Origin of the sequence: Massilia norwichensis, from assembly GCF_024753245.1 — a bacterium.
Lineage (GTDB): Bacteria > Pseudomonadota > Gammaproteobacteria > Burkholderiales > Burkholderiaceae_D > Telluria > Telluria norwichensis.
In genome coordinates this window covers 225,909-249,930 of sequence record NZ_JANUGX010000001.1, presented here as the reverse complement: position 1 = coordinate 249,930, position 24,022 = coordinate 225,909, and the positions used below count along the sequence as shown (strand labels likewise).

The following is a 24,022-nucleotide window of genomic DNA, read 5'->3' as shown; positions in this document are numbered from 1 at the left end:
GTCTATGGCAAGGGATGCGGCCACCCGACGCGAGGGCGAAGACAGTGCGCAAGCACGGCGAGCCCTCGCAACGCCGCCATAGGCGTTTTACACCAGCCCGAAGGCGCCGAGCAGGGCGCCGGCTGCCAGCACCCACAGCAAGTGCAGCCGGGTACGCCAGATGACGAGGCCGGCCGCCACCGCCAGCAAGACCAGGCGCCAGCCGGCCGCCGCATCCTGCGTGAGCTGCGTCACCGAGCTGCCGAGGATCCACGCGGTCGACAGCAGCAGGGCGATCACCACCGGCGCCATGCCCTGCTTGAAGGCACGCACCGCGCGCAGTTCGCGGTTGCGGTGGCCCCAGCGCGCCGCCGTGTAGGTGATGATGGTGGAGGGCGTCATGATGCCGACCATGCTGACCAGCACGCCGAACAGCGCCGCGCCCGGGCTGCCGGCGTTCATGCCGACGTGCCAGCCCATCAGGGCCACGAACAGCACATTGGGGCCGGGCGCGGCCTGGGCCAGCGCGATCGCCGCGTTGAACTGTTCCTGGCTCAGCCAGTGATGCTGTTCGACCAGGAAGCGGTGCATTTCCGACGAGGTCGAGATCGCGCCGCCGATCGACATCAGGGACAGCAGCAGGAAATGGCCGAACAGGCTCAGCCAGTCGGACCAGGTCAGGACCAGCTGCAGGGTCTCGGGCGCCGCGCTCATGCCGGCAGCCTGCGCCAGGCCAGGATGCAGCCCAGGCCGCCAAGGCCGAGCAACACGTAGATGAGCGGACATTTCAGCAGCGCGACCAGTACGAAGCCGAGTGCGGCGATCGCCACGCGCCAGGACATGGGCAAGGGGCTGCGCTTCAGGGCTGCGGCCAGCTTGAGGCCGGCAGCGCCGATCAGGCCGGCCGAGACGGCGGCCATGCCGCGCAGGGTGCCGGCCACCTGCGGGTTGTCGGCGTAGCGGTCGTGCAGCAGCGCCAGGCCCAGCACCAGTACCAGCGGCAGGGCCAGCAGCCCGGCCAGTGCGGCCAGGGCGCCGGGCAGGCCGAAATACCGTCCGCCTATCATCAGGGAGAGGTTGACGACGTTCGGGCCCGGCATGATCTGGGCGACCGCCCAGTCTTCGATGAATTCTTCCTGGCTCAGCCAGCGCTTGCGCTCGACAAGCTCGCGCTGGACGACGGCGAGCACGCCGCCGAAGCCCTGCAGGGCCAGCCAGGTGAAGGAAAAGAAAAGATCGGAAAGGGATTGCGGTCGGTGAGAGGAGGGCGTCATCGCTGGATTATCGCGCCGCCCCCTCGCCGTGTCCAACCGGCGCTCAGCCGCCGCCGATGCCGCGCATCACGCGGCCGCTGCCCTCGCATTCCGGGCATTGCTTGCCGTCGGCGAGCTTGCCGCTGCCGCCGCAGGTTTCGCACAGGTCCTCGCCCGCACCTGGGGTGCCCGGCTCGGCTTCGTCGCCCGGTTTCAGGTCCGGATCGGGAGTCGTGGTCATGGAATCCTCGCTGTTGATGGATGACGGGACCATTCTAGGCCGGGCTGCGTGGAGGCGGCGCACGCGGTCGCGTTGCGATGGCGCCGGCCTGTCATCATGCCGTCATGAACCGGTGCCAAATTCTTCTTGTATTTGGGCTGTGCGCATGCATACTGCATGTGCGGCAGGCAGCCGCGAACGATCAGACGGGAGCATGCATGGACCAGATCCGCCCCAGCCAGCGCCAGGACGCGCACCGCCGCGACATCGTCGAACTCGGCATCGTCTTGCAGCAGCAGAGCGGCACCGTATCCGCCGTGGAATTCCTGCGCTCGCAGGACATTGCTGCGCCGGTCATCGAAAGAGTGCTGGGCGAGCCGCAACGGCGCCGTTCTTCCAGCGTTTGATGCGCTTTCCTGCAAGCCGTGGTTATGCACAAATTTTTCCCGTGTGCATCTTGCAAAAATATTCGAATCGTGCGCTACTTGACTTTGTAAACCATTGATTTTCTGGTCTTAACAAGCTGCACGCGCAACGGGCAAGTTGTTGAAACCCGCATCAATCCTCGCTTTTCGCATGTCAAGGGGGTGTTTTTCCACATGCTTGTCCACAGTTTTTGTGGATATCTGGGCAAGCCAGGCGATCGATGGGGCTTGCGGAACTCTACTGGATAAATGTACAGTTCTGTCATCATCCGAACTGTCGTCCCATGCCAGATACCGTCGACCCCAGCGTTTCCGATCCCGCGCTCGCGGACCCATACGCGTCCCTCAATCCTGAACAGCGCGCGGCCGTCGAACATGACGTCGACGCCGCCCAGTCGCGGCCGCTGCTGGTCGTCGCCGGCGCCGGTTCCGGCAAGACCAATACGCTGGCGCACCGCGTCGCGCGCCTGATCCAGTCCGGCGCCGACCCGCAACGCATCCTATTATTGACGTTTTCGCGCCGCGCTGCCAACGAGATGGTGCAGCGCGCCGGCGGGGTCTTGCAGCGTATCTTCGGGACCTCGGCCCAGGCCGTGGCGGCGCTGCCCTGGGCCGGCACTTTCCACGCCATCGGCGCGCGCCTGTTGCGCGAGTACGCGGGCCGGATCGGGCTGGAATCTTCGTTCACCATCCATGATCGTGCCGATTCCGAAGACCTGATGGGCATGGTGCGCCAGGATATCGGGCTGACCGGTGGTCAAAAGCGCTTTCCGCTGAAAGGCACCTGCCTGGCGATCTACTCGCGGGTCGTGAACAGCCGCGATACGCTGGCCGAGGTGCTGCAGTCGACCTTCCCCTGGTGCAGCGAATGGGAGGAAGAGCTGAAACGCCTGTTCGGCGCCTATGTCGACGCCAAGCAGGAACAGAACGTGCTCGACTACGACGACCTGCTGCTGTTCTGGTCCGAGATGGCATCGGACCCGGAACTGGGGCCGGAGCTGGGCGCGCTGTTCGACCACGTGCTGGTCGACGAATACCAGGACACCAACCGCCTGCAGGCCGCGATCCTGCGGGGCATGAAGCCGGACGGGCGCGGCGTGATGGTGGTGGGCGATGACGCCCAGTCCATTTATTCCTTCCGTGGCGCGAAGGTGCGCAACATCCTCGATTTCCCGCAGGCTTTTTCGCAGCCGGCGCGCGTGATCACGCTGGACCGCAACTACCGCTCCACCCAGCCGATCCTCGACGCCTCGAACGCCGTGATCGCGGCCGCGCTCGAACGCCATGCGAAGACGCTGTGGACCGATAAAGTGTCGACCGCGAAGCCGCAACTGGTCCTGATCCCGGACGAGGCCGAGCAGGCGCGCTGGGTCTGCAACCGCGTGCTGGAGCAGCGCGAAGCGGGGACCAGGCTGACCCAGCAGGCCGTGCTGTTCCGCGCCGCCAGCCACAGCGCCGCGCTGGAACTGGAACTGGTGCGCCGGAACATTCCGTTCGTGAAGTTCGGCGGCCTGAAGTTCCTGGAAGCGGCCCACATCAAGGACATCCTGGGCGTGCTGCGCTTCGCCCAGAACCCGAGCGGGCGCCTGGCGGGTTTTCGCGTCGCCCAGCTGATTCCCGGCATCGGCCCGGCCACCGCGGCGCGCCTGCTGGATGCGGTGGGCGAGGCCGCCGAGCCGACGGCGGCCGTGGAAGCCTTCGAGGCGCCGGCGCGCGCCCAGGGCGACTGGGAACCCTTCGTTGCGCTGTTCAAGACCTTGCGAACGCCAGGGCTGCGCTGGCCGATGGACATCGAGCTGGTCAAGAACTGGTACCTGCCGCACCTGGAGCGCCTGTACGACGACGCCCCGGTGCGCGCCGCCGACCTCGAGCAGCTGGTGCAGCTGGCCGGCGGCTACGGCTCGCGCGAAAGCTTCCTGACCGAGCTGACGCTGGACCCGCCCGACGCCACCAGCGACCGCGCCGGCGCGCCGCTGCTCGACGAGGACTATCTGATCCTGTCGACCATCCACTCGGCCAAGGGGCAGGAGTGGAAGGCCGTGCACGTGCTGAACGTGGTCGACGGCTGCATCCCGTCCGACATGGCGACCGGCAGCGCCGAAGACCTGGAGGAAGAGCGGCGCCTGCTGTATGTGGCGATGACGCGCGCCAAGGAGCAACTGCACCTGGTGCTGCCGAACCGCTTCTTCATCAAGCAGCAGGCGCAGATGGGCGACCGTCACGTCTACGCACAGCGCAGCCGCTTCATCAGCCCGGCGATGCTCAAGCATTTCGAAGAATGCACCTGGGTGAATGCGGAAACGCCGCACAGTCGCAAGCCGATGCCGAACGAAGTGCGGATGTTGGTTCGCGAACGGGCAAGAAATGCGTGGAAATAGGGATGCAGCGGGGGTAAGCCGAACGAGTTATCCCCCGTGTCCTACACTTGTAGGAATTTGCCGCATAGCCATATCCTGTACAAAACAAGCGCTTGTGTAAGTCTTTGATTTGTATAGGCTTAAAATTTGCCTGTTGAACGGGCAATTTGTTGAAACCCGCACCAATACTGCGCTTCCGGCTTGTCAAGAGGCGCTTGTCCACACAGTTATCCACATTTCCTGTGGATATGAAAATAAAGGCTGAGGAATCAAGGATTTAGGACTTGAACTTGATGAAAGTCTTAGCATTTTCGTAAGACCAACTCTTGCAGTGCGCTACTGTAGTCGTCTCAATTCTTGCTGAAAGAAAATTTCACGTGACATGCACAAGTGAAAGAATATTTCATTGGCGCAAGGTTATGCATAGCCGCCGCAAGACATCCAGCGCACCGGCCGCGATGCTGACGTCCTGGGCCGAGCGCACCTCAGGCTCGCGCGGATTGATGCGGATCAGCGGCGCATTCTGGCTTTCGCACATGCGACGCACTGAAGGCACGTCGGTACCGGCGCCCAGTTCGATCACGGCCAGCCGTCGGACCTCTCCGAGCCAGGCCTCGAAACGGCCGTACTGCGCTTCGGTGCGCCCGTCCACCCAGCGGCCGTCGTTAAACATCAGCACATTCGGCCGCGCCAGCGCGCCGCAGTGCGGGCAGCTGGGCAGTGGCGGGCGCATCAGGCAGTCGGCGGGGTCGATGTGCGGCTGCACCGCGTCCGCCGGCCAGATCGCCTCGCTGCAGGGGCGGCTGCACTGCAGGTGGTGAATGGAGCCATGGCACTCGAGCACCTGCCCGTCTGCGAAGCCGGCTTTCTGGAACTGGCCGTCGACATTGCTGGTGAAGACGAAGGCGCTCAAGGGCAGCGCGGCGCCCAGTGCGCGCAGGATCGCAAAGCCGTCGTGCGGCACGGTTTCGCGGTACAGCGCCAGCCGGTGGCCGTAGAAGCCCCAGGCCAGCTCCGGCTGTGCGGCAAAGCTGCGCGGATTCGCGATCTCGAAGAAACGGATACCCAGCCTGGCGAGCGGCGGATAGGCGCGCCAGAAGCCATGATCTCCGCGGAAATCGGGCAGGCCGGAATCGATGCCGATGCCGGCGCCGGCGCCGATCAGGAGGGCGTCGGCGTCGCGCAGCAGGCCGGCGGCGCGGGCGATGGCGGCGTCGAGAGCATCAGTCATGGACATCTCCGGCATCGATGCGCTGTGTCAGGTGATCAAGCTCGATCAGGAACCGTTCCGCCGCCACCACCGGCGGCCAAGGCTCCCACGGCCGGCAGCGATAGCGCTCCGCCAGCGGATCCTCTTCCAGCACGGCGGCACGGATCTTCAGCGTATTCCACACTTCCTCTTCCTTCCAGCCGACCACGTGCACGGCCTCGCTGGCGGCGGCCAGGCGGTCGGCCTGCTTGTGCTTCGCATGCTCGGCAGGTGTCCAGGCCGGCAGGCCGTAGCGCAAGAACACCATCTGCTCGAGCCGCTGGGTGAGCGCCTTGAAGCCCTCGCCCAGGAAAGGTTTCAAAGGGGAGACGGCGTCGAAGCCGAGCAGGCCTTCCTCGGCATCGTGCAGCAGTTCGCGCAGCTCGACCACGGGCGCCAGCGGTACGTCGGACGCGGCGCGGCGCAGCAGCATCACGCAGATCGAATGCTGGGCCACGGACAGCGGCAGCGGCCAGGCCGAGTGACCGCCCCAGCGGTAGGTGCGGGCCAGGCCGAGAGCGAGGTCGGCATCGTCCCAGTCGAAAGGGGTAGGATTGAGCAGGTCGAGGCGCTTGCCGGATGGCATGCGAACCCAGGCGCGTATCGTCATCCGGGAATTCTACATTGATATGGCTGAACACCCGCGGCCGCGCGCCCACTACACTGGACTGCTGCGCAGACCCGGGAGGAAGGATGAGCGAACATTCACGAGGTGCGGCTGGCCGACGCATCGATTATGACGTACTGGTGGTGGGCGGCGGCATCAACGGCGCCGGCATCGCGCGCGACGCCAGCGGGCGCGGCCTGCGCGTGGTCCTGTGCGAGAAGGACGACCTGGCCCAGCACACGTCCTCGGCGTCCAGCAAACTGATACACGGCGGGCTGCGCTATCTGGAGCAGTACCACTTCGGCCTGGTGCGCAAGGCGCTGGCCGAGCGCGAAGTGCTGCTGAAGAGCGGTCCGCACATCATGCGTCCGCTGCGCTTCGTCATGCCGCATGCCAGCAGCGCCGGGATGCGCCCGGCCTGGATGATCCGTGCCGGCCTGTTCCTCTACGACCACCTGGCGCGGCGCGATTTCCTGCCCGGCTCCGAGGCGCTGTCGCTGCGCGACCACCCGGCAGGCAGCCCGCTGCAGCCGCAGTTCAGCCGCGCGTTTGCGTATTCCGATGCCTGGGTCGACGATGCCCGGCTAGTGGTACTGGCCGCCATCGACGCCCGCGAGCGCGGCGCCCGCATCCTGACCCGCACCCGCTGCACGCAGCTGGTGCGCGAACCGCAGCGCTGGGTCGCCACCCTGCAAGGCGTCGACGAAAGCCTGCGCGTGCATGCGCGCTGCCTGGTGAATGCGGCCGGGCCGTGGGCGGCGGACTTTCTCGGCCTGGCAGGCGGTACCGGCAAACCGGCGCGCACGCTGCGTCTGGTGAAGGGCAGTCACATCGTGGTGCCGCGCCTGTTCGCGCACGACAGTGCGTATATCCTGCAACAGCCCGATGGCCGTATCGTGTTCGCGATTCCCTACGAAGGGGCCTACACCCTGGTCGGCACCACCGACGTCGATTACCGGGGCGACCTCGACCGGGTCGCCATCGACGACGCCGAGCTGGATTACCTGTGCGGCGCCGTCAACCGCGCGTTCGCGCAGCGCATCGGCGTCGAGGACGTGGTGTGGAGCTATGCCGGCGTGCGGCCGCTGATCGAAGATGCGGCCGGCAGCGCATCCGGCGCCAGCCGCGACTACCGGCTGGAAACCGACCGCGAGGGCGCGCCGCTGTTGTCCGTCTTCGGCGGCAAGGTGACCACGTTTCGAAAACTGGCCGAGCAGGCCGTCGACTGGATCGCGCCCGCGCTGGGCCGGCGCGTGCCCGGCTGGACCGATCAGGCCTGCCTGCCGGGCGGCGACCTGTTCGGGCGCCAGCCCAGTGCGCGCGGGGTACGGCAGTTCGAGGCCTGGACCCGCACCCGCCAGCAGCAATATGCCGCACTGCCGCCGGCGCTGGTGGCCCGCTATGCGCGCGCCTACGGCACCCGGCTCGGCACCATGCTGGGGCCTTGCCGCAGCCGCGCCGACCTGGGCGCGGAGATCGTGCCGGGCCTGTTCGAGGTGGAGGCGGACTGGCTGGTCAAGCAGGAGTGGGCCCAGACCGCGGACGACATCCTGTGGCGCCGCACCAAGCTGGGGCTGCACCTGCCGTCCCCGGCCCGGCCCGATGCCACGCGCCGGCTGGATGCCTGGCTGGCGGCGTGGGCTGCAAGGCGCGGCGCTTCCGCACCGGCCGCCGTGCTGCGCGCGCTGGAAAAGTAGCAGCGCCCGACAAGCGCCGCGTGCAGGGGCGGCGGCGCGCCGGCGCAGCGCCGCCATCGGGCGCTACAGCCGTCTCGGGCGTCTCAGGTGTTTCAGCGGCTATGCCGCTGCAGCCAGGCGTCGATCTCCGGCAGGCGCGCCGCATTGGTCTTGATGCGGTCCTGGATCGCCGCGATCGCCGCCTCGACGTCGCCGCGCGAGCTGGCCGCCAGGCTGGCCTGGGCGTAACCCTTCAGCTTGGCGATGGTCGCCGGATTCGAGGACCCCATCGCCAGGCGCGCGAAGTAGCGGCTGCGCGAGCTGGCGTCGACGCGCTCGTTGATCTTCGCCGTGTTGGCCAGGGCGAAGTCGAGCGCCATGTCCGGATAGCGCTGGGCCACCGCCGAGATCATCGCCGCGCTGTTGGTCAGGCCCGGCTCATCGGTCAGCGCCAGCTGCAGCGCGCGCTCGGCCAGCGCCTTGTTCTCGACGCTGGCGAGCAGCACGTACAGGTGATCGCGCAGCAGCGGATTGGTCTCGGCGCGTGCGCGGGTGCGCAGGCCGTCCCAGGTGGCGGCATCGGCGTGCTGGGCGACCACGGCGAGGACCGTCTTGCGCAGCGGACCCGGCACGATCGACGGATCCTTGTCCATCGCGGCGTAGCGGCGCCGTGCCTCGGCGATGACGGTGGCGTCGCCCAGTTCGCTCAGGGTGCCGATCAGCTCTTCGCGCAGGTTGGCGACGGCGGGCGCTTCGCCGCTGCGTGCCTCCCAGCCGGTCTGCGCCATCACCGGCGCCAGGCGTGCGATCGCGAAGCTGTTCAGGCGCTGCCGGCCGGCCCCGCCGTTCTCCGGCCAATTCTGGAAGCGCCAGTGCAGGCCTTCGAACAGGCGCGCGATGCGGCTCCAGACCTGCGGGTCGGCGCTGACCGGCGCGGCCTTGGCCAGGTCGAGCGCGTTCGATGCGGGCTGCAGGCCGGCCAGGCCCAGCGACTGGCTGTCCGACAGCAGGCCGATCTGGTCGATCGGCGCCAGCGTCGCGAAAGCCTGCGCCAGTTGCGCGAATTCCTTCGGCGCGTACAGGGTGCGGTAGTAGCCGCTCTGGCCGGCGTTGACGATCACCGCGCCGCAGCCGGGCAGGGTGATGCTGCCCTTGCCGCCAGAGACCAGCGTCGACGCCTGCTTGTCGTTGCCGGCGACCTGGGCGATGACCGGCACGCGCCAGGCCAGCGGCTTCTTGTCGGGCCGGTCGCGCGAGAACTCGGCCTGGGTCAGCGGCACGATGGTCGAGCCATTCCTGCACACCGGTTCGCCGACGCGGATCAGGGGCACGCCCGGCTGCAGCGTGAAGTCGTGGGCGATCGCCGTCACCGGCTTGCCGGCGGCTTTCTCGATCTGCTTCCACAAATCGTCCGACACCGTATTGCCATAGGCGTGGGCCTTCATGTAGCTGCGCACGCCGCTGCGCCAGGCGTTCTCGCCCACATAGGCTTCGAGCATGCGGATCACCGCTTCGCCCTTTTGATAAGTGATCTCGTCGAAGGCCTGGTTGGCCTGCTCGACGGTCTCGATGTGCTGCACCACCGGGTGGGTGGTGGCGACCGAGTCGCGCTGCATGGCGCCGTCGCGGCTGCCGACCGCGCCCAGGCGCGTGTTCCATTCCGGGTGCAGGCGCGCCGTCATGCGGCTTTCCATCCACGAGGCGAAGCCTTCGTTCAGCCACAGGTCGTCCCACCAGCGCATCGTGACCAGGTCGCCGAACCACTGGTGCGCCATCTCGTGGGCGGCGGTGGCGAAGATCTCCTGGCGGTCGTGCTGGGTCGAGCTGGCCGGATCGAACAGCAGCGCGTATTCGAAGGTGAAGATCGCGCCCCAGTTTTCCATCGCGCCGAAGAACTGGCTGCGGCCGGGGCCGGCGATGTTGTCGAGCTTGGGCAGCGGATAGCGCACGCCGAAGTAGTCGTTGTACTCGCGCAGAATGTCCTTCGAGGCGTCGAGCGCGAACCTGGCCTGGTCGATGGCGCCGCGGCGCGTGACGACGCCGATCTCGGTGCCTTCGGCCTTGACGGTCGCGCGCTCGAAGTCGCCCAGCGCGAAGAACAGCAGGTAGGTCGACATCTTCGGCGTCTTCGCGAAGCTCACCTTCTGGCGACCGTCCGGCAGCGTAGTGGTGCTCGCGGCCGGCATGTTACTGACCGCCATCTGGCCGGCCGGGATCGTCACGTCCAGCGCGAAGGTGGCCTTGTAGGCCGGCTCGTCCCAGGATGGGATCATGCGGCGCGCGTCCGAGTTCTCGAACTGGGTGTAGAGCGCGCGCTGCTGCTTGCCGTCGGCGCCCGGGTAGTCGAGCGAGAACAGGCCGACCGCCTGGGTGCCGATCACGCCGCTGTAATCCAGCGTCAGCTTGTAGAGGCCGGGCGCGAGCGGCTTGTCGACGCTGAAGGTGGCGGTCTGCGCCGCGGCATCGACGCTGGTCTTCGCGCCCTGGGCACTGCCGCCGGCGAGCGGCGCCACGCTGGCGCTGTCGAAGCGCAGGTCGGCTGCGTTCAGCGTGATGCTGCTGGTGGCTTTGGTGACGCTGATGGTGATCGTCGCCCTGGCGGTGAAGCGCCCCTTGGCCGCGTCCGGCGTCAAGGCGATCTCGTAATGGCTGGGGACGACGCCGCGCGGCAGCTGGGTGGTGGCTTCCTGGGCCGCTGCCGCCTTCGGGGCGGCGATGGCTTGTTGAAGCGGGAAGGCGGCGAGCGCGAGGGCGACGGCGGCGGAGATCAGGCTGCGGTGCATGACGGTCCTATCTTGTATGTATGTCGTGCTTGCCTCGGTCAAGGGGCAAGGCCAGCCTGCCAATCTACGTGCAAGAATGCATGGCTGTCAATCGACGCGCATGCTGCGCTATCATCGTCGGTACAACCATGGAGGAGACACCGCATGAAGCTTTACACCAGCCACCGCACCCCGAATCCGCGCCGCGTGCTCATGTTCATCGCCGAGAAGGGCATCACCGGCATCGAGCTGGTTCCCGTCGACCTGTTCAAGGGCGAGCACAGGCGCGAGGAATTCACCGGCATGAACCCGATGGCGCAGATCCCGGTGCTGGAACTGGACGATGGCCGGCAACTGGCGGAGACGCGCGCGATCTGTACCTACCTGGAGGGTCTGTATCCGGAGCCGAACCTGATGGGGGCGGGCTTCGAGGAGCGCGCCTTCATCGAGATGGCCGACCGCCGCGCCGAGCTGCAGCTGTTCCTGAAGATCGCCAACTGCATTCGCCACACGCACCCGGGCCTGGCGCCGCTGGAGCAGCCGCAGTTCGCCGACTTCGGCGCGGCGCAGGGGCAAAAGATGCGCGACACGGCGCGCTGGCTGGACGGCGTGCTGGCAGGCCAGCAATACGTGGCCGGCGACCGTTTCACGATCGCCGACATCACGGCTTTCTGCGCGCTGGAATTCGCGCGCGGCCTGATGAAGTTCCGGCCGGGCGAGGAGGGCTTGGGCCACCTGCAGGCATGGCGCGACCGGATGGCCGAGCGGCCGAGCGCGCAGGCCATATAACGTCGTTCCCGCGAAAGCGGGAACCCATACTGAGGCGCCGACGTCACGTAGTTTGGCGTTGACGCGTTAATTCAGGCATACCGAGTCCTGCACCTCAGCATGGATTCCCGCCTTCGCGGGAATGACGGCAATAAATCAACCGACCCGCTTGTACCACGGGCGATCGCCTTCGATCGCCTGGTAGGTGTTGGCATGGGCATCCGCCACCGACATCGGCTGGTCCAGGCACAGCACGCCGAAACGCGCCAGGCTGTCGTGGAACAGGCGCAGCACGCGCTGGCGCAGCACCGGTCCGAAGTCGCTCAGCGCATGGCAGCACAGGATCGCCTGGAACTCGTTGAACGAGGCGTCCGTCACCAGGCTGTACTGCGACCAGGTGATGCGGCGGCGCAGGTCGGCGCGCAGGCGCGCGCATTGGCCGTCCTCGCCATCCTCGATCTCGAAGAAGTCCAGCAGCCTGCCGCGTCCGCCGCTGTCGAGATGGCGCTGCTGCGCTCCTTCGACCTCGGCCAGCGGCAGGCAGGCATCCTGCATCGCCGCCACCATCTCCTCGTTGGCGAGGGTGGCATGGATGTCGAGTTTTCCCAGCACGCCTTCCTCGGCCAGCACGATCGCCAGCGTCCACGCTTCGCCCACGCCGGCGCATTCGGCCAGCCAGACCCGCGGGATGGGCCAGCCGCGCAAGGACGGCGCCAGCACCGCGCGCAGCCTTGCTGCATGGCCGACGCAGTCGAACAGCGGGGCAGGTGCCACCGACAGCGTGCGCAGCAGCCTCGATGCCGCCCTGGTGTCGTGCAGCGCCTGCTCCTGCAGCCCGGACAGCGTGGCCGCACCGCCATCGCGCATGGCCTGGGTCAGCCTGGTCCGCAGCGCCGCGCGATCGTAGGCGCGGAAGTCGTAGCCGAAACGCTGGAAGATCGCTTCCAGCAGCAGCTCCGTTTCCAGCTCCTCGATCGCGAGCCCGGCGGCCAGTCCGGTCCACGCGTTCATATCAACCTCCTCAATGCAACCACACGCGCATCATCGACAGCAGCTGGGCCACATCCACCGGCTTGGTGATGTAGTCCGAGGCGCCGGCGGCGATGCACTTGTCGCGGTCGCCCTTCATCGCTTTCGCGGTCAGGGTGATGATCGGCAGCGACTTGAACTTCGGGATGCGGCGGATCGCCCGCATCGTGTCGTAGCCGTCCATCTCCGGCATCATGATGTCCATCAGGACGATCTCGATGCTCGGGTCCTTCTCCAGCACCTCGATGCCGTCGCGGCCGTTCTCGGCAAACAGGACCTGCATCTGCTGGCGCTCCAGCAGCGAGGACAGCGCGAAGATGTTGCGCAGATCATCGTCGACGATCAGCACCTTGCGGCCGGCCAGGCCGGAATCGAGTGCCTGGATCTGTTCGAGGATCCGGCGCTGCGTATCCGGCAGGCTGGCGTGCGAGCGGTGCAGGAACAGCGCGGTCTCGTCCAGCAGGCGTTCCGGCGAGCGGGCGTCTTTCATCACGATGGTCTTGGCGTAGCGCTTGAGCTTCGTGACTTCCTTGCGGCCCAGTTCCGCGGCCGTGTAGATCACGATCGGCAGGTCGCGCAGGGCCGGCTGCTTGCCGATCTGGTCGAGCAGGTCGAAGCCGGAGATGTCCGGCAGGGTCAGGTCCAGCACCATGCAGTCGAAGTGCGATTCGGCCAGCGCCTGCATCGCCGCGGCACCGGTTTCCACCGTCACGATGCGCACGTCGGAGTCGCCGATCAGCGAGATGATCGATTCGCGCTGGGCCATGTCGTCCTCGACCACCAGCAGCGAACGTTTGCCGCCCATCAGGAACTTCTGGATGCGCGTGAATTCTTCATTCAGCATGTCGCGGCTGACCGGCTTGTTGATGTAGCTGATCGCGCCCTGGCGCAGCGCGCGCTCGCGCTCGCGCATCGCCGACAGCACGTGCACCGGGATGTGGCGGGTGCCCGGATCGCGCTTCAGGCGCTCCAGCACGGTCAGGCCGTCGATGTCCGGCAGGTCGATGTCGAGCAGGATCGCGGCCGGCTGGAAGTCGCGCGCCAGCGACAGCGCCGAGTCGCCGCGGTGGGTCACGATGCCCTTGAAGTTCTTCTCGCGGGCGAAGTCGAGCAGGGTCTTGGCGAAGCGCTCGTCATCCTCGACGATCAGCACCGAAGGGTCGCCCGGCACGATCAGGCCGCGGTCGTCCAGCATGCTCGCGTACTCGACCAGGCCGGTGCTCGGGTCCGGCACAGCGACGGCGGTGCCGACCGCGGTGGCGGTATCGGTCGATACCTCCAGCAGCATGGCCGGGGCCGGGGCCGGCAGCGGTGCGGGCTGCTGCGGCGGCGCCAGGCGCGCCGGCTGCGGCTGGCGGGTCTGTTCGTAGTTGATGAAGCCGGCGCGGTTGTACGGCAGGTAGAGCGTGAAGGTCGAGCCGACGTTGACCGTCGATTCGACGCGGATCTCGCCCCCCAGCAGACGCGCCAGTTCGCGCGAGATCGACAGGCCCAGGCCGGTGCCGCCGTATTTGCGGGCGGTCGAGCCGTCGGCCTGCTGGAAGGCTTCGAAGATCAGCTGCAGCTTGTCGGACGGGATGCCGACGCCGGTATCGCTGACCGAGAAGGCCAGCACCGCATCCGCGTGCAGCAGGTGCGGGTGGTCGGCGGTCCAGCCGCTGGTCACCAGGCTGATGTTCAGCGCGACCTGGCCGTGGCTGGTGAACTTGAACGCGTTCGAGAGCAGGTTCTTGAGAACCTGCTGCAGGCGCGTGGTGTCGGTCATCAGCGCGGTCGGCAGGTTGTCCGCCAGGTCGACCTGGAAGCCGAGATGCTTGGCTTCGGCCATGTGGCGGAAGGTGCGGTCCACGTAGTTGCGCAGGGCCGAGAAGCGGTACTCGGACACGTCCAGCGTGACGGTACCGGATTCGATCTTCGACAGGTCCAGAATGTCGTTAATCAGGGTCAGCAGGTCGGAGCCGGAGCCGTGGATGGTCTTCGCAAATTCCACCTGCTTGTTCGACAGGTTGCCCTCGGGGTTATCCGAGAGCTGCTGCGCCAGGATCAGCAGCGAGTTCAAAGGCGTCCGCAGTTCGTGCGACATATTCGCCAGGAACTCGGACTTGTACTTCGAAGACAGCGCCAGCTGGGTCGCCTTTTCTTCCAGCGCCAGCTTGGCCTGTTCCACCTCGCGGTTCTTGCGTTCCACCTCGATGTTCTGCTCGGACAGCAGGCGTGCCTTTTCCGCCAGTTCCTGGTTGGTCTGCTGCAGTTCCTGCGCCAGCGACTGCGACTGGGTCAGCAGCGATTCGGTACGGCTGTTCGCCTCGATGGTGTTCAGCACCACGCCGATCGATTCCATCAGCTGGTCGAGGAAGGACAGGTGGGTCTCGGTGAAGCGGTCCAGCGACGCGATCTCGATGACTGCCTTGACCTGCTGTTCGAACAGGATAGGCAGCACCACGATATTGGTCGGCGGCGCCGCGCCCAGACCGGACGACACCTGGATGTAGTCGCGCGGGACGTCGGTCAGCCAGATGCGGGTCTTCTCCAGCGCGCACTGGCCCACCAGGCCTTCGCCCGGCAGGAAGGAGGTCGGCAGCTTGCGGCTGGAACGGTAGCCGTAGGAGGCGATCAGGCGCAGGCGCGCGTCGTTGCCCTCCGAGTCCATCATGTAGAACACGCCGTGGTGGGCGGTAATCAGCGGCGCCAGTTCCGACAGGATCAGCTTGGTCACGGCCTGGAGGTCGCGCTGGCCCTGCAGCAGTCGGGTGAAGCGCGCCAGGTTGGTCTTCAGCCAGTCCTGCTGCGCGTTCTTCTGCGTGGTCTCCTTCAGGTTACGGATCATCTCGTTGATGTTGTCCTTCAGGTAGGACATCTCGCCACGCGCTTCCACCTGAATCGAACGCGAAAGGTCGCCGCGCGTCACCGCCGTCGCCACCTCGCCGATCGCCCGCATCTGGTTGGTCAGGTTTGCCGCCAGCTGGTTCACGTTCTCGGTCAAGTCCTTCCAGGTACCTGCCACACCGGACACGTTCGCCTGGCCGCCCAGCTTGCCCTCGGTACCCACCTCACGTGCGACGCGCGTCACCTCGGAGGCGAACGAAGACAGCTGGTCCACCATCACGTTGATCGTGTCCTTCAGTTCCAGAATCTCGCCCTTCACGTCCACCGTGATCTTCTTGGACAGGTCGCCGCGCGCCACCGCGGTCGTCACCGCCGCGATGTTACGCACCTGGCCGGTCAGGTTCGAGGCCATGAAGTTCACGTTGTCGGTCAAGTCCTTCCAGGTACCGCCGACGCCCGGCACATAGGCCTGGCCGCCCAGCTTACCCTCGGTACCCACTTCACGGGCGACGCGCGTCACCTCGGAGGCGAAGGAGGACAGCTGGTCCACCATCACGTTAATCGTGTTCTTCAGTTCGAGAATCTCGCCCTTCACGTCCACGGTAATCTTCTTGGACAGGTCGCCGTTCGCCACCGCAGTCGTCACGTCCGCGATGTTACGCACCTGGCCGGTCAGGTTACCCGCCATCGAGTTCACGCCGTCGGTCAAGTCCTTCCAGGTGCCGGCCACGCCAGGCACGTTCGCCTGGCCGCCCAGACGGCCCTCGGTACCCACCTCGCGCGCCACACGGGTCACCTCGGAGGCGAAGGAGTTCAGCTGGTCGACCATCACGTTGATGGTGTTCTTCAGCTCCAGAATCTCGCCCTTCACGTCCACGGTAATCTTCTTGGACAGGTCGCCGTTCGCCACCGCGGTGGTCACGTCGGCGATGTTACGCACCTGGCCGGTCAGGTTGCCCGCCATCGAGTTCACCGAGTCGGTCAAGTCCTTCCAGGTACCCGCGACGCCCTTCACCTGCGCCTGGCCGCCCAGCTTGCCCTCGGTACCCACCTCACGCGCGACGCGCGTCACCTCGGACGCGAAGGAGGACAGCTGGTCCACCATCACGTTGATCGTGTTCTTCAGTTCGAGAATCTCGCCCTTCACGTCCACGGTGATCTTCTTGGACAGGTCGCCGTTCGCCACCGCGGTCGTCACCGCCGCGATGTTACGCACCTGACCGGTCAGGTTGGAGGCCATGAAGTTCACGTTGTCGGTCAAGTCCTTCCAGGTGCCGCCGACGCCCGGCACGTAAGCCTGGCCGCCCAGCTTGCCCTCGGTACCCACCTCGCGCGCCACCCGGGTCACCTCGGAAGCGAAGGAACGCAGCTGGTCCACCATGACGTTGATGGTGTCCTTCAACTGCAGAATCTCGCCGCGCACGTCCACGGTAATCTTCTTGGACAAGTCGCCGTTTGCCACCGCAGTGGTCACCTCCGCAATGTTACGCACCTGCGAAGTCAGGTTACCCGCCATCGAGTTCACCGAGTCGGTCAAGTCCTTCCAGGTACCCGCGACGCCCGGCACATAGGCCTGGCCGCCCAGCTTGCCCTCGGTACCCACCTCGCGCGCCACGCGCGTCACCTCGGAGGAGAAGGAGGACAGCTGTTCCACCATCGTGTTCGCAGTGGTTGCCGCGCGCAGGTACTGGCCCTTCAGCGGGTGGCCGTCCACCTCGAGCGCCATGGTCTGCGACAGGTCGCCTTTTGCCACCGCGCCGATGACGCGCGCCATTTCGGTGGTTGGGCGCACCAGGTCGTCGATCAGGGTGTTGACCGAGCTGATGATGGTCGACCAGCCGCCGACCACGCCCGGCACGTCCGCGCGCTGGGTCAGGTGGCCTTCGCGGCCGACGACGCGCGACACCTCCGTCACCGTCTCGACCATTTTCTGTTTGGTTTCGATGATGTCGTTCAGGGTATCGGCGATCTTGCCGGAGACGCCGGTCCAGTCGGAGGGCATGCGCACCGAGAAGTCGCCTTTTTTCAGCGCCATCAGCGTCGACAGCAGCAGCTTGACATCCAGCTGTTCAGCCATGTCAGTCATGTTATTCATTGGCCAGGGTTCCTCGAGGTAGAGAAGGAGTAGAGCGGGCAGAGAGGTTTTTGTTAAATCTTAGAAAGACGTAAAGATACTCTTGTGTATGGTCAAGTCAAGCACCAGCAGAGCAATATAGACAACTGTGTTACATGGCCGCCATAAACTTGCATTCTTGCAATTTGCGTTAGACAATTCGCGCGAGGATAGCTGATCAGTTAAACAGGCGGCGCACGATTGGCGCGACTGTAAAGACGTTGTTGTAGCAAGGCGACAACTATTTGTTCATTTTGTCGACCGCAAAGATGGCTAAAAGAATAATTTCCCGTGCTTTTTGGTTACAACTCAACTAGCATACGGATGTTACGGAACAGGTTGTTACACCATCAACAGCGCGGGGTTACCATGATGACCGTCGAACTAGACGAGCTGATGCATTGCGACACGGCGTCGAGCTGGGGAGAAGCGCTGTTTTCCCTGGGGCGCCACTACGGTTTCGATAAAGTCCTGTTTGCGATGTCCGGTTCGCGCCATGCGCGTCTCGAGCACGCTTTCTTCCAGACGAATTATCCGCGCCAGTGGCGGGATCGTTATGAAGCGGAGCGCCTGGCCTATGTCGACCCGCTGGTCAGCCACTGCCTGTCGAGCACCTTGCCGCTGGTGTGGCAGGCCGACACCTTCCGCAGCCCGGCGCAGCGCGCCATGTATGACGATGGATGCGTGCACGGCATCCGCGCCGGGGTGAGTTTTCCGGTTCACGGGCCGAACGGCGAGTTCGGCATGCTCAGCTTCGCCTGCGATCCCGACGCGGCGCAGTCGGCTTTCAAATCGGATTTCGCAAGGGAGGTCGCTGCGCTGCTGCCCGAACTGGCGCTGGTGCGCGACCATGTCTTTGCCTCGGGCGTGCGGTTCTGCCCGCCGGCCACCCACGAAGCTGCGCCACGGCTGACGCCGCGTGAGCTCGAGGTGCTGAACTGGGTGATGGTGGGGAAATCTTCTTGGGAGATTTCAAAGATTACCGGCTGCTCCGAGGCGACGGTGAATTTTCATATGGGCAATATTCGCCAGAAATTCAACGTCAACACCCGGCAGCAGGCGGTCGTGCGCGCGATCTCGCTGGGCTTGATTACCCCAGAAGATCACCATCGTTGAGTTTGCCGTTCACATAGAGTTTGAGCAGCAGGGCAACCGGGGCCGGAATCGCCAGGCCCGTCTCGAAACGGCTGCCGCTCGATTGCGTCACGCCGAAGCGTCCCCAGAATTTCTCCTGACTTTCCCGTTTGCTGATGCGGTACTTCTTCAGTTCGCTGACGGTTGGAGCCAGCGCTGCCTGGAATTTTGCATTGACCGCCTCGGGCTCCCGCAGGCTTGCTTCGGTAACGAAATCATTGGCCATCGCCGCTCCTCCTTAGAAAGGGTTGTAAAGATGTGTGGAAGACAAGTATTCCATGCATCATTCATTCGGCGACCTAGCAATACTGATAGTTCCTGCAGGAATGCCCCTAGAGAGGAGGAGAGTGTTGTTACGCTACTTGAGCTAACGCAAACCTTATGATTTCGGGCTTGATTTCCGGGTTAGTTCTTGCCAGAGGAACGTATAGGTCAAGGCCCACATGGTCGCAGTCTGCTCATTGTTGGCCGCGCCGGCGTGCCCGCCCTCGGTGTTTTCCCAGTACAGCACGGCGTGTTCCTGGGCCCGCATCAGGGCCGCCATCTTGCGCGCGTGGCCCGGATGGACGCGGTCGTCGCGGGTCGAGGTCGTGAACAGCACACGCGGATAGCGCCGGCCCCGGGACACCTGATGGTAGGGCGAGTACCTGGCGATATACGCCCATTCTTCCGGATCGTCGGGATCGCCGTATTCGCCCATCCAGGAAGCGCCCGCCAGCAGCTGGTGGTAGCGGCGCATGTCGAGCAGCGGCGCCTGGCAGACCACGGCGCCGAACAGCTCCGGACGCTGGGTCAGCGCGGCGCCGACCAGCAGGCCGCCATTGCTGCCGCCCATGATGCCCAGGTGCTCGGGGCTGGTGAGCCGGCGGGCGACGAGGTCTTCGGCCACGGCCAGGAAATCGTCGAAGGCGTTCTGGCGCAGGTGTTTGAGCGCGGCCTGGTGCCAGCGCGGGCCGAACTCGCCGCCGCCGCGGATGTTGGCCAGCACGTAGACGCCGCCGCGCGCCAGCCAGGCTTCGCCGGTGACACCGCTGTAGAAGGGCGTGAGCGAGACCTCGAAGCCGCCGTAGCCGTACAGCAGGGTTGGATTCGTGCCGTCCATCGGCGTGTCCTTGCGCATCACCACGAAGCAGGGGATGCGGGCGCCGTCTTTCGATACCGCCTCGAACTGGCCGACCGTGTAGGGGCTGGCGTCGAAAAACGCCGGCATCGCCTTCAGCAGCTCGCGCTCGTCGCTGCCGCTGTGCGCCAGGTAGAGCGTGCTCGGAGTCAGGAAATCGGTCACGGTCAGGAAATAGTCGTTCGATGCGATCTCGTCGACGCCCGACACGCCCAGCGCGCCCATGCCGGGCGCCGCGACCTCGCGCCGCTCCCAGGCGCCACCGACGTGGCGCAGTTCGACGATACGGTTCTTGACCTTGTCCAGCACCGTCAGCAGGACCGCATCGCGGGTCACGCCGATGCCGTCCAGCGAGGTCGCCTCGGTGGGCGTGAACAGGGCCTGGAAATCGCGCGCGCCGGCCATGAAGCGCGCAAAATCGATGGCCAGCAGCGCGCCTTGCGGCCAGCGCGCGTCGCCCAGGTCCCAATCCGAGCGCAGCTGGACCAGCAACTGGTCGCGTACCGTGAAGGCGTCCGCATCCTCGGGCTTGTCGACCCGGGTGAGCGCGCCGCCGGCCGGGTCGCGCACGAACAGTTCGCTGCTGTAGAAGCCGATCTGGCGCTGCACGAACTGGCGCTCGTGGCCGGGCGTGTAGTCGAACCAGGCCGACGCCGAGAGATCGTCTTCGTTCGCTTCGTACACCGGGCGCGCGTCAGGCAGCGGCGTGCCGCGCCGCCATTCCTTGACCACGCGCGGATAGCCGGAACTGGTCATCGAGCCGGGGCCGAAGTCGGTGGCCACGAACACGCTGTCGCGGTCGATCCAGCTGGCGCCACCTTTCGCTTCGGGCAGGATGAAGCCGTCGGCGACGAAGGCCAGGCGTTCGAGGTCGAATTCGCGCACCACGTGGGCATCGCCGCCGCCGCGCGAGAGCGAGACCAGGCAGCGTCCACCCTGCGGCTTGAGGAAAGAAGCCCCGGCCCAGACCCAGTTCTCGTTCTCCTCGAACGCCAGCCGGTCGAGGTCGAGCACCGTTTCCCATTGCGGCGCCGGCTTGCGGTATTCCTCCAGCATGGTGCGGCGCCAGATGCCGCGCTCGTGGTCGGCGTCGCGCCAGAAGTTGTAGTAGCGGCCCTGGTACAGGCCCACGTAGGGGATGCGGTCCTTCGAATCGAGGATGGTCTTGAGGCGTGCGCGCAGCGCCGCGTAGCCCGGCGCCGCCGTCAGTTCGGCCTCGGTTTCGGCGTTGCGTTCGCCGACCCAGCCGAGCGCCTGTTCCGAGGCGACTTCCTCGAGCCAGAGGTAGGGGTCCTGTTCCATCGTGTGCATGCGCTTTCCTTATTGCCGGGCTCTCGCCATTTCAATCCGATTGCGTAATACTAGCAATTATTCAAAATCTTGCCGCACGAGCAGACCGACATGCCAGATGCAAGCACGCGCAACATGGGCAAAACCTTCGGCGCCAGCGGCCCGATGCGCATGGCTCTGTGGATCGGCGGATTGTGGCTGGCGCTGCTGGTGGGGGCGGCCCTGCATCTGGGCGCGAAGCGCACGGTCGACGACGACGCCCGGCGCCGCTTCGACAGCATCGCCCAGGGCGCGCGCCAGCGGCTGGATGGCGCCGTGCAGTCCTATGCGCAGGTGGTGCGCAACATGGCGGGCCTGTTCAACGCCAACGGCGGCGAGGTCTCGCGCCTGCAGTTCCACCGCTATGTCGCGTCGCTGGGCGTTGCCGACAATTTTCCGGCCATCGAATCGCTCAACTATGGCGTCCATGTCCTCGACGCCCAGCGCGACGCCTTCGTGGCCGCGGTGCGCGCAGACCGCAGCCTGGACCCGCGCGGCTACCCCGACTTCGACATCCAGCCGCCCGGCCGGCGCCCGTCCTACCTGGTACTCAGCTACCTGGAGCCGATGCTGGCGCCGCGGCTCGGCATCGACATGATCGCAGACCGCCCGGCGGTCGCGCGCAGGCTGGAGGAAGCACGCGACCGTGCGGAACTGGTTGCTTCCGGCAGGCCGCTGCAATTCAAGGCTCCGCATGCCGTCCTTGCCATGACCCTGCGCTTCCCGGTGTACCGCGGCGGCGCCGTGCCCGACAGCGTCGAGGGGCGGCGCGCCGCCTATCTCGGCTCGGTCGGCATCGGCTTTTCGATACCGACCCTGGTCCAGCGCGCGCTGGACGGCATGGGCCCGCATCCGGTGGCGCTGCAGCTCTACCTGGCGAAGCAGGAGCAGCTTGCCGCCGGCCAGAAGCTGACCGTGACGCCGGCCGACACCCTGTTGTATGGCAGTGACGTCGAGCAGGCGCCGGCCTCGCAGGTGCCGCACGACGCACGCGAGGCCTTCGAGACCGTGCTGCCGGTGCGCTTCCAGAACAACCTCTGGAAAGTGCGTTTCGTGGCCGATCGTGCCGCGCTGATCGACGGTTTCGGGTTCTGGTTTCCATGGCTGGCCTTCGGCGGCGGCTTCGGTGCGACGCTACTGATCTATGGGCTGTTCCTGAAGCTGTACTGGTCGCGGCGCCAGGCGCTCGAGCAGCGCGTGCTGCTCGACCTGGTACTGGACAACGTCGACGCTTATGTCTACATGAAGGATGGCGAGCGGCGCTTCCGCTATGTGAACGCCAAGATGGCCGAGGCGGCCGGCATGCCCGCCGAGCAGATGGTGGGGCGGCGCGACAGCGAGGTGCTGCCGGCGGCGCGCGCCGACGCGGTCTGGGAGCTGGACCGGCCGGTGCTGGAAACGGGGCAGGGCCGCTCGGTGCAGAACGAGATGCGGCTGCCCGACGGCAGCGTGCGCCAATTATGGAGCGTGAAGGTGCCGGTGCGCGCCGACGGCGAGGTCGTGGCCCTGCTGTGCGTGTCGACCGACGTCACCGACCTGCACCAGCTGAAGGCCAGGGCCGACGCCGCCAGCCAGGCCAAGACCGACTTCCTGTCCAACATGAGCCACGAGATCCGCACGCCGATGAACAGCATCATCGGCATGTCCTATCTGGCGCTCAAACAGGCGGCCGAGCCGCGCCAGCGCGACTACCTGCAGAAGATCCACCATTCGGCCCAGCACCTGCTGGGCATCATCAACCACATCCTCGACTTTTCCAAGATCGAGGCCGGGCGCGTCGAGCTGGAGCTGCTCGACTTCACGCTGGACGCCCTGATGCACAACCTCGCCAACCAGCTGGGCGAAGCCGCCGCGGCGCGCGGCTTGACGCTGGAATTCGAGATCGCGCCCGAGCTGCGGCGCCCGCTGCGCGGCGATCCGCTGCGGCTCGAGCAGGTGCTGCTGAACTTCACCTCGAACGCGATCAAGTTTTCCGAGCAGGGCGCGGTCCTGGTGCGGGTGCGCGCCGTGCGCACCCTCGGCAGCGACACCCTGGTGCGCTTCGAGGTGCGCGACCGCGGGATCGGCATCGCGCCGGACGAGCTGCCGCAGCTGTTCGCGCCTTTCCACCAGGCCGACCCCTCGACCACGCGGCGCTACGGCGGCACCGGGCTGGGGCTGGTGATCAGCAAGCAGCTTGCCGAGCTGATGGGCGGCGAGGTCGGGGTCGAGAGCGTGCCGGGCCAGGGCAGCACCTTCTGGTTCACCGCGCGCCTCGGCACCCCGCCCGACGGCGCCGCGGCGCAGCGCGCGGCAAGCCTGGCGCTCGCCGTGGACACGCCAGGGTCGCCGGCGCGTCCGGGCGCGCTGGCCGGCAGCAGCATCCTGCTGGTCGAGGACAATGCCTTCAACCAGCAGGTGGCGCGCGAACTGCTGGAGGACGCCGGCGCCGGCGTGGTCGTGGCCGGCAACGGCAGCGAGGCGCTGGCGCTGATGCGCGCACGGGAAGAGGGCGCCGCCTTCGACTGCGTGCTGATGGACGTGCAGATGCCGGTGATGGACGGCTTCGAGGCCACGCGCCGGATCCGCCTCGACCCGCTGCTGAAGGACACGCGCGTGATCGCGATGACGGCCAACGCCGGCCTCGAAGACCAGGCACGCTGCCTGGCGGCCGGGATGGACGAATTCGTGACCAAGCCGGTGGCGCCGGAAATCCTGGTCGCGACGGTGGCCCGGGCGCTGGGACGGAGCGTGCAGCACCCGCCGCTGCCGGCCGCGCCGCCGGCGCCGGCGCAGCTGCCCGCGCTGCTCGACCTCGAGGTGCTGTCCGATACTTTCGGCGGCAATCCGGACAAGATGCGTAAATATGCCTTCATGTTCCTGGAGACGGCGCGCGAAGGCCTGCTCGAAATCGACCGCGCGCTGGCGGCCGGCGAAGTCGAGCGCGCCGCCGGGGTGGCGCACCGCATCAAGTCCTCGGCGCGGACGGTGGGCGCGATGGGCTTCGGCGAGGTCTGCGCCGACCTTGAAAACCAGCGCAACCACGGTTCGGTGGCACAGGCGCGTTCGCTGGCCGCCCGCCTGCGCGCGCTGCTGGCGCGGCTGGAACGCCACATTGCCGCCGAACTCGGGGCCCGCCAGCAGGATCAAAAGGCCTGAGCTCGTCCATTTCCTTGTCCGCCAGACCCCCTTGGTA

Annotated in this window: 16 protein-coding genes; 6 read left to right on the top strand and 10 right to left on the bottom strand. The window is 66.4% G+C overall.

The window, feature by feature from the left end:
- Nucleotides 1-87 precede the first annotated feature (87 nt).
- The 3 genes from NX782_RS01040 to NX782_RS01030 are packed head-to-tail and all read right to left on the bottom strand — an operon-like array spanning nt 88 to nt 1,473.
- Entirely contained in the window at nt 88-693 is a 606-nt protein-coding gene (locus tag NX782_RS01040) for a chromate transporter (RefSeq protein WP_258843617.1), read from the bottom strand.
- Nucleotides 690-1,253 (bottom strand): chromate transporter, encoded by a 564-nt coding sequence (locus NX782_RS01035; protein WP_258843616.1) that lies wholly within the window; start codon nt 1,251-1,253, stop codon nt 690-692. The genes NX782_RS01040 and NX782_RS01035 overlap by 4 nt, the downstream gene beginning before the upstream one ends.
- 43 nt (nt 1,254-1,296) lie before the next feature.
- A complete protein-coding gene (locus NX782_RS01030) occupies nt 1,297-1,473 on the bottom strand; it encodes a hypothetical protein (protein ID WP_258843615.1) in 177 nt (58 codons plus the stop codon).
- 197 nt (nt 1,474-1,670) lie between these two features.
- Between NX782_RS01030 and NX782_RS01025 the strand changes: the two genes are divergently transcribed.
- Together NX782_RS01025 and NX782_RS01020 are read left to right on the top strand one after the other, a co-directional pair.
- Nucleotides 1,671-1,859 (top strand): hypothetical protein, encoded by a 189-nt coding sequence (locus NX782_RS01025; protein ID WP_258843614.1) that lies wholly within the window; start codon nt 1,671-1,673, stop codon nt 1,857-1,859.
- 302 nt (nt 1,860-2,161) lie between these two features.
- Nucleotides 2,162-4,255, top strand: coding sequence for an ATP-dependent helicase (locus NX782_RS01020; RefSeq protein WP_258843613.1), 2,094 nt, complete (start codon nt 2,162-2,164; stop codon nt 4,253-4,255).
- 382 nt (nt 4,256-4,637) lie between these two features.
- On the opposite strand, the gene NX782_RS01015 is transcribed toward NX782_RS01020, so the two are convergent.
- Nucleotides 4,638-5,465: an SIR2 family NAD-dependent protein deacylase gene (locus NX782_RS01015; RefSeq protein WP_258843612.1), complete on the bottom strand. Its 828-nt coding sequence runs from the start codon at nt 5,463-5,465 to the stop codon at nt 4,638-4,640.
- Nucleotides 5,458-6,093, bottom strand: coding sequence for a phosphohydrolase (locus tag NX782_RS01010; protein ID WP_258843611.1), 636 nt, complete (start codon nt 6,091-6,093; stop codon nt 5,458-5,460). The genes NX782_RS01015 and NX782_RS01010 overlap by 8 nt, the downstream gene beginning before the upstream one ends.
- Before the next feature lie 83 nt (nt 6,094-6,176).
- On the opposite strand from NX782_RS01010, the gene glpD reads away from it, so the two are divergent.
- Complete coding sequence (gene glpD / locus NX782_RS01005; RefSeq protein WP_258843610.1) at nt 6,177-7,787, top strand: glycerol-3-phosphate dehydrogenase; 1,611 nt, start codon at nt 6,177-6,179, stop codon at nt 7,785-7,787.
- 92 nt (nt 7,788-7,879) lie between these two features.
- Here glpD and NX782_RS01000 read toward each other — a convergent pair whose 3' ends face one another.
- Nucleotides 7,880-10,549 (bottom strand): M1 family metallopeptidase, encoded by a 2,670-nt coding sequence (locus NX782_RS01000; protein WP_258843609.1) that lies wholly within the window; start codon nt 10,547-10,549, stop codon nt 7,880-7,882.
- Between the two features lie 144 nt (nt 10,550-10,693).
- Here NX782_RS01000 and NX782_RS00995 point away from each other — a divergent pair, with 144 nt between their 5' ends.
- Nucleotides 10,694-11,317 (top strand): glutathione S-transferase family protein, encoded by a 624-nt coding sequence (locus NX782_RS00995; protein WP_258843608.1) that lies wholly within the window; start codon nt 10,694-10,696, stop codon nt 11,315-11,317.
- Nucleotides 11,318-11,452: 135 nt separating this feature from the next.
- Here the strand turns inward: NX782_RS00995 and NX782_RS00990 are convergent, their stop codons facing one another.
- The gene (locus NX782_RS00990) at nt 11,453-12,307 is read right to left on the bottom strand and encodes a CheR family methyltransferase (RefSeq protein ID WP_258843607.1); all 855 of its coding nucleotides are present in this window, start codon (nt 12,305-12,307) and stop codon (nt 11,453-11,455) included.
- Nucleotides 12,308-12,317: 10 nt separating this feature from the next.
- Nucleotides 12,318-17,246 carry a hybrid sensor histidine kinase/response regulator gene (locus tag NX782_RS00985; protein ID WP_258843606.1) on the bottom strand — a complete coding sequence of 1,643 codons (4,929 nt, stop codon included), beginning with the start codon at nt 17,244-17,246 and terminating at the stop codon, nt 12,318-12,320.
- A 387-nt stretch (nt 17,247-17,633) separates the two neighbouring features.
- On the opposite strand from NX782_RS00985, the gene NX782_RS00980 reads away from it, so the two are divergent.
- Entirely contained in the window at nt 17,634-18,380 is a 747-nt protein-coding gene (locus tag NX782_RS00980) for a helix-turn-helix transcriptional regulator (protein ID WP_258843605.1), read from the top strand.
- On the opposite strand, the gene NX782_RS00975 is transcribed toward NX782_RS00980, so the two are convergent.
- Both NX782_RS00975 and NX782_RS00970 read right to left on the bottom strand, forming a co-directional pair.
- Complete coding sequence (locus NX782_RS00975) at nt 18,355-18,624, bottom strand: helix-turn-helix domain-containing protein (RefSeq protein WP_047826043.1); 270 nt, start codon at nt 18,622-18,624, stop codon at nt 18,355-18,357. The genes NX782_RS00980 and NX782_RS00975 overlap by 26 nt on opposite strands.
- Before the next feature lie 153 nt (nt 18,625-18,777).
- Nucleotides 18,778-20,829: a prolyl oligopeptidase family serine peptidase gene (locus NX782_RS00970; RefSeq protein ID WP_258843604.1), complete on the bottom strand. Its 2,052-nt coding sequence runs from the start codon at nt 20,827-20,829 to the stop codon at nt 18,778-18,780.
- A gap of 90 nt (nt 20,830-20,919) precedes the next feature.
- On the opposite strand from NX782_RS00970, the gene NX782_RS00965 reads away from it, so the two are divergent.
- On the top strand, nt 20,920-23,985 hold the full coding sequence (locus NX782_RS00965) for an ATP-binding protein (RefSeq protein WP_258843603.1): 3,066 nt from the start codon (nt 20,920-20,922) through the stop codon (nt 23,983-23,985).
- Nucleotides 23,986-24,022: the final 37 nt, after the last annotated feature.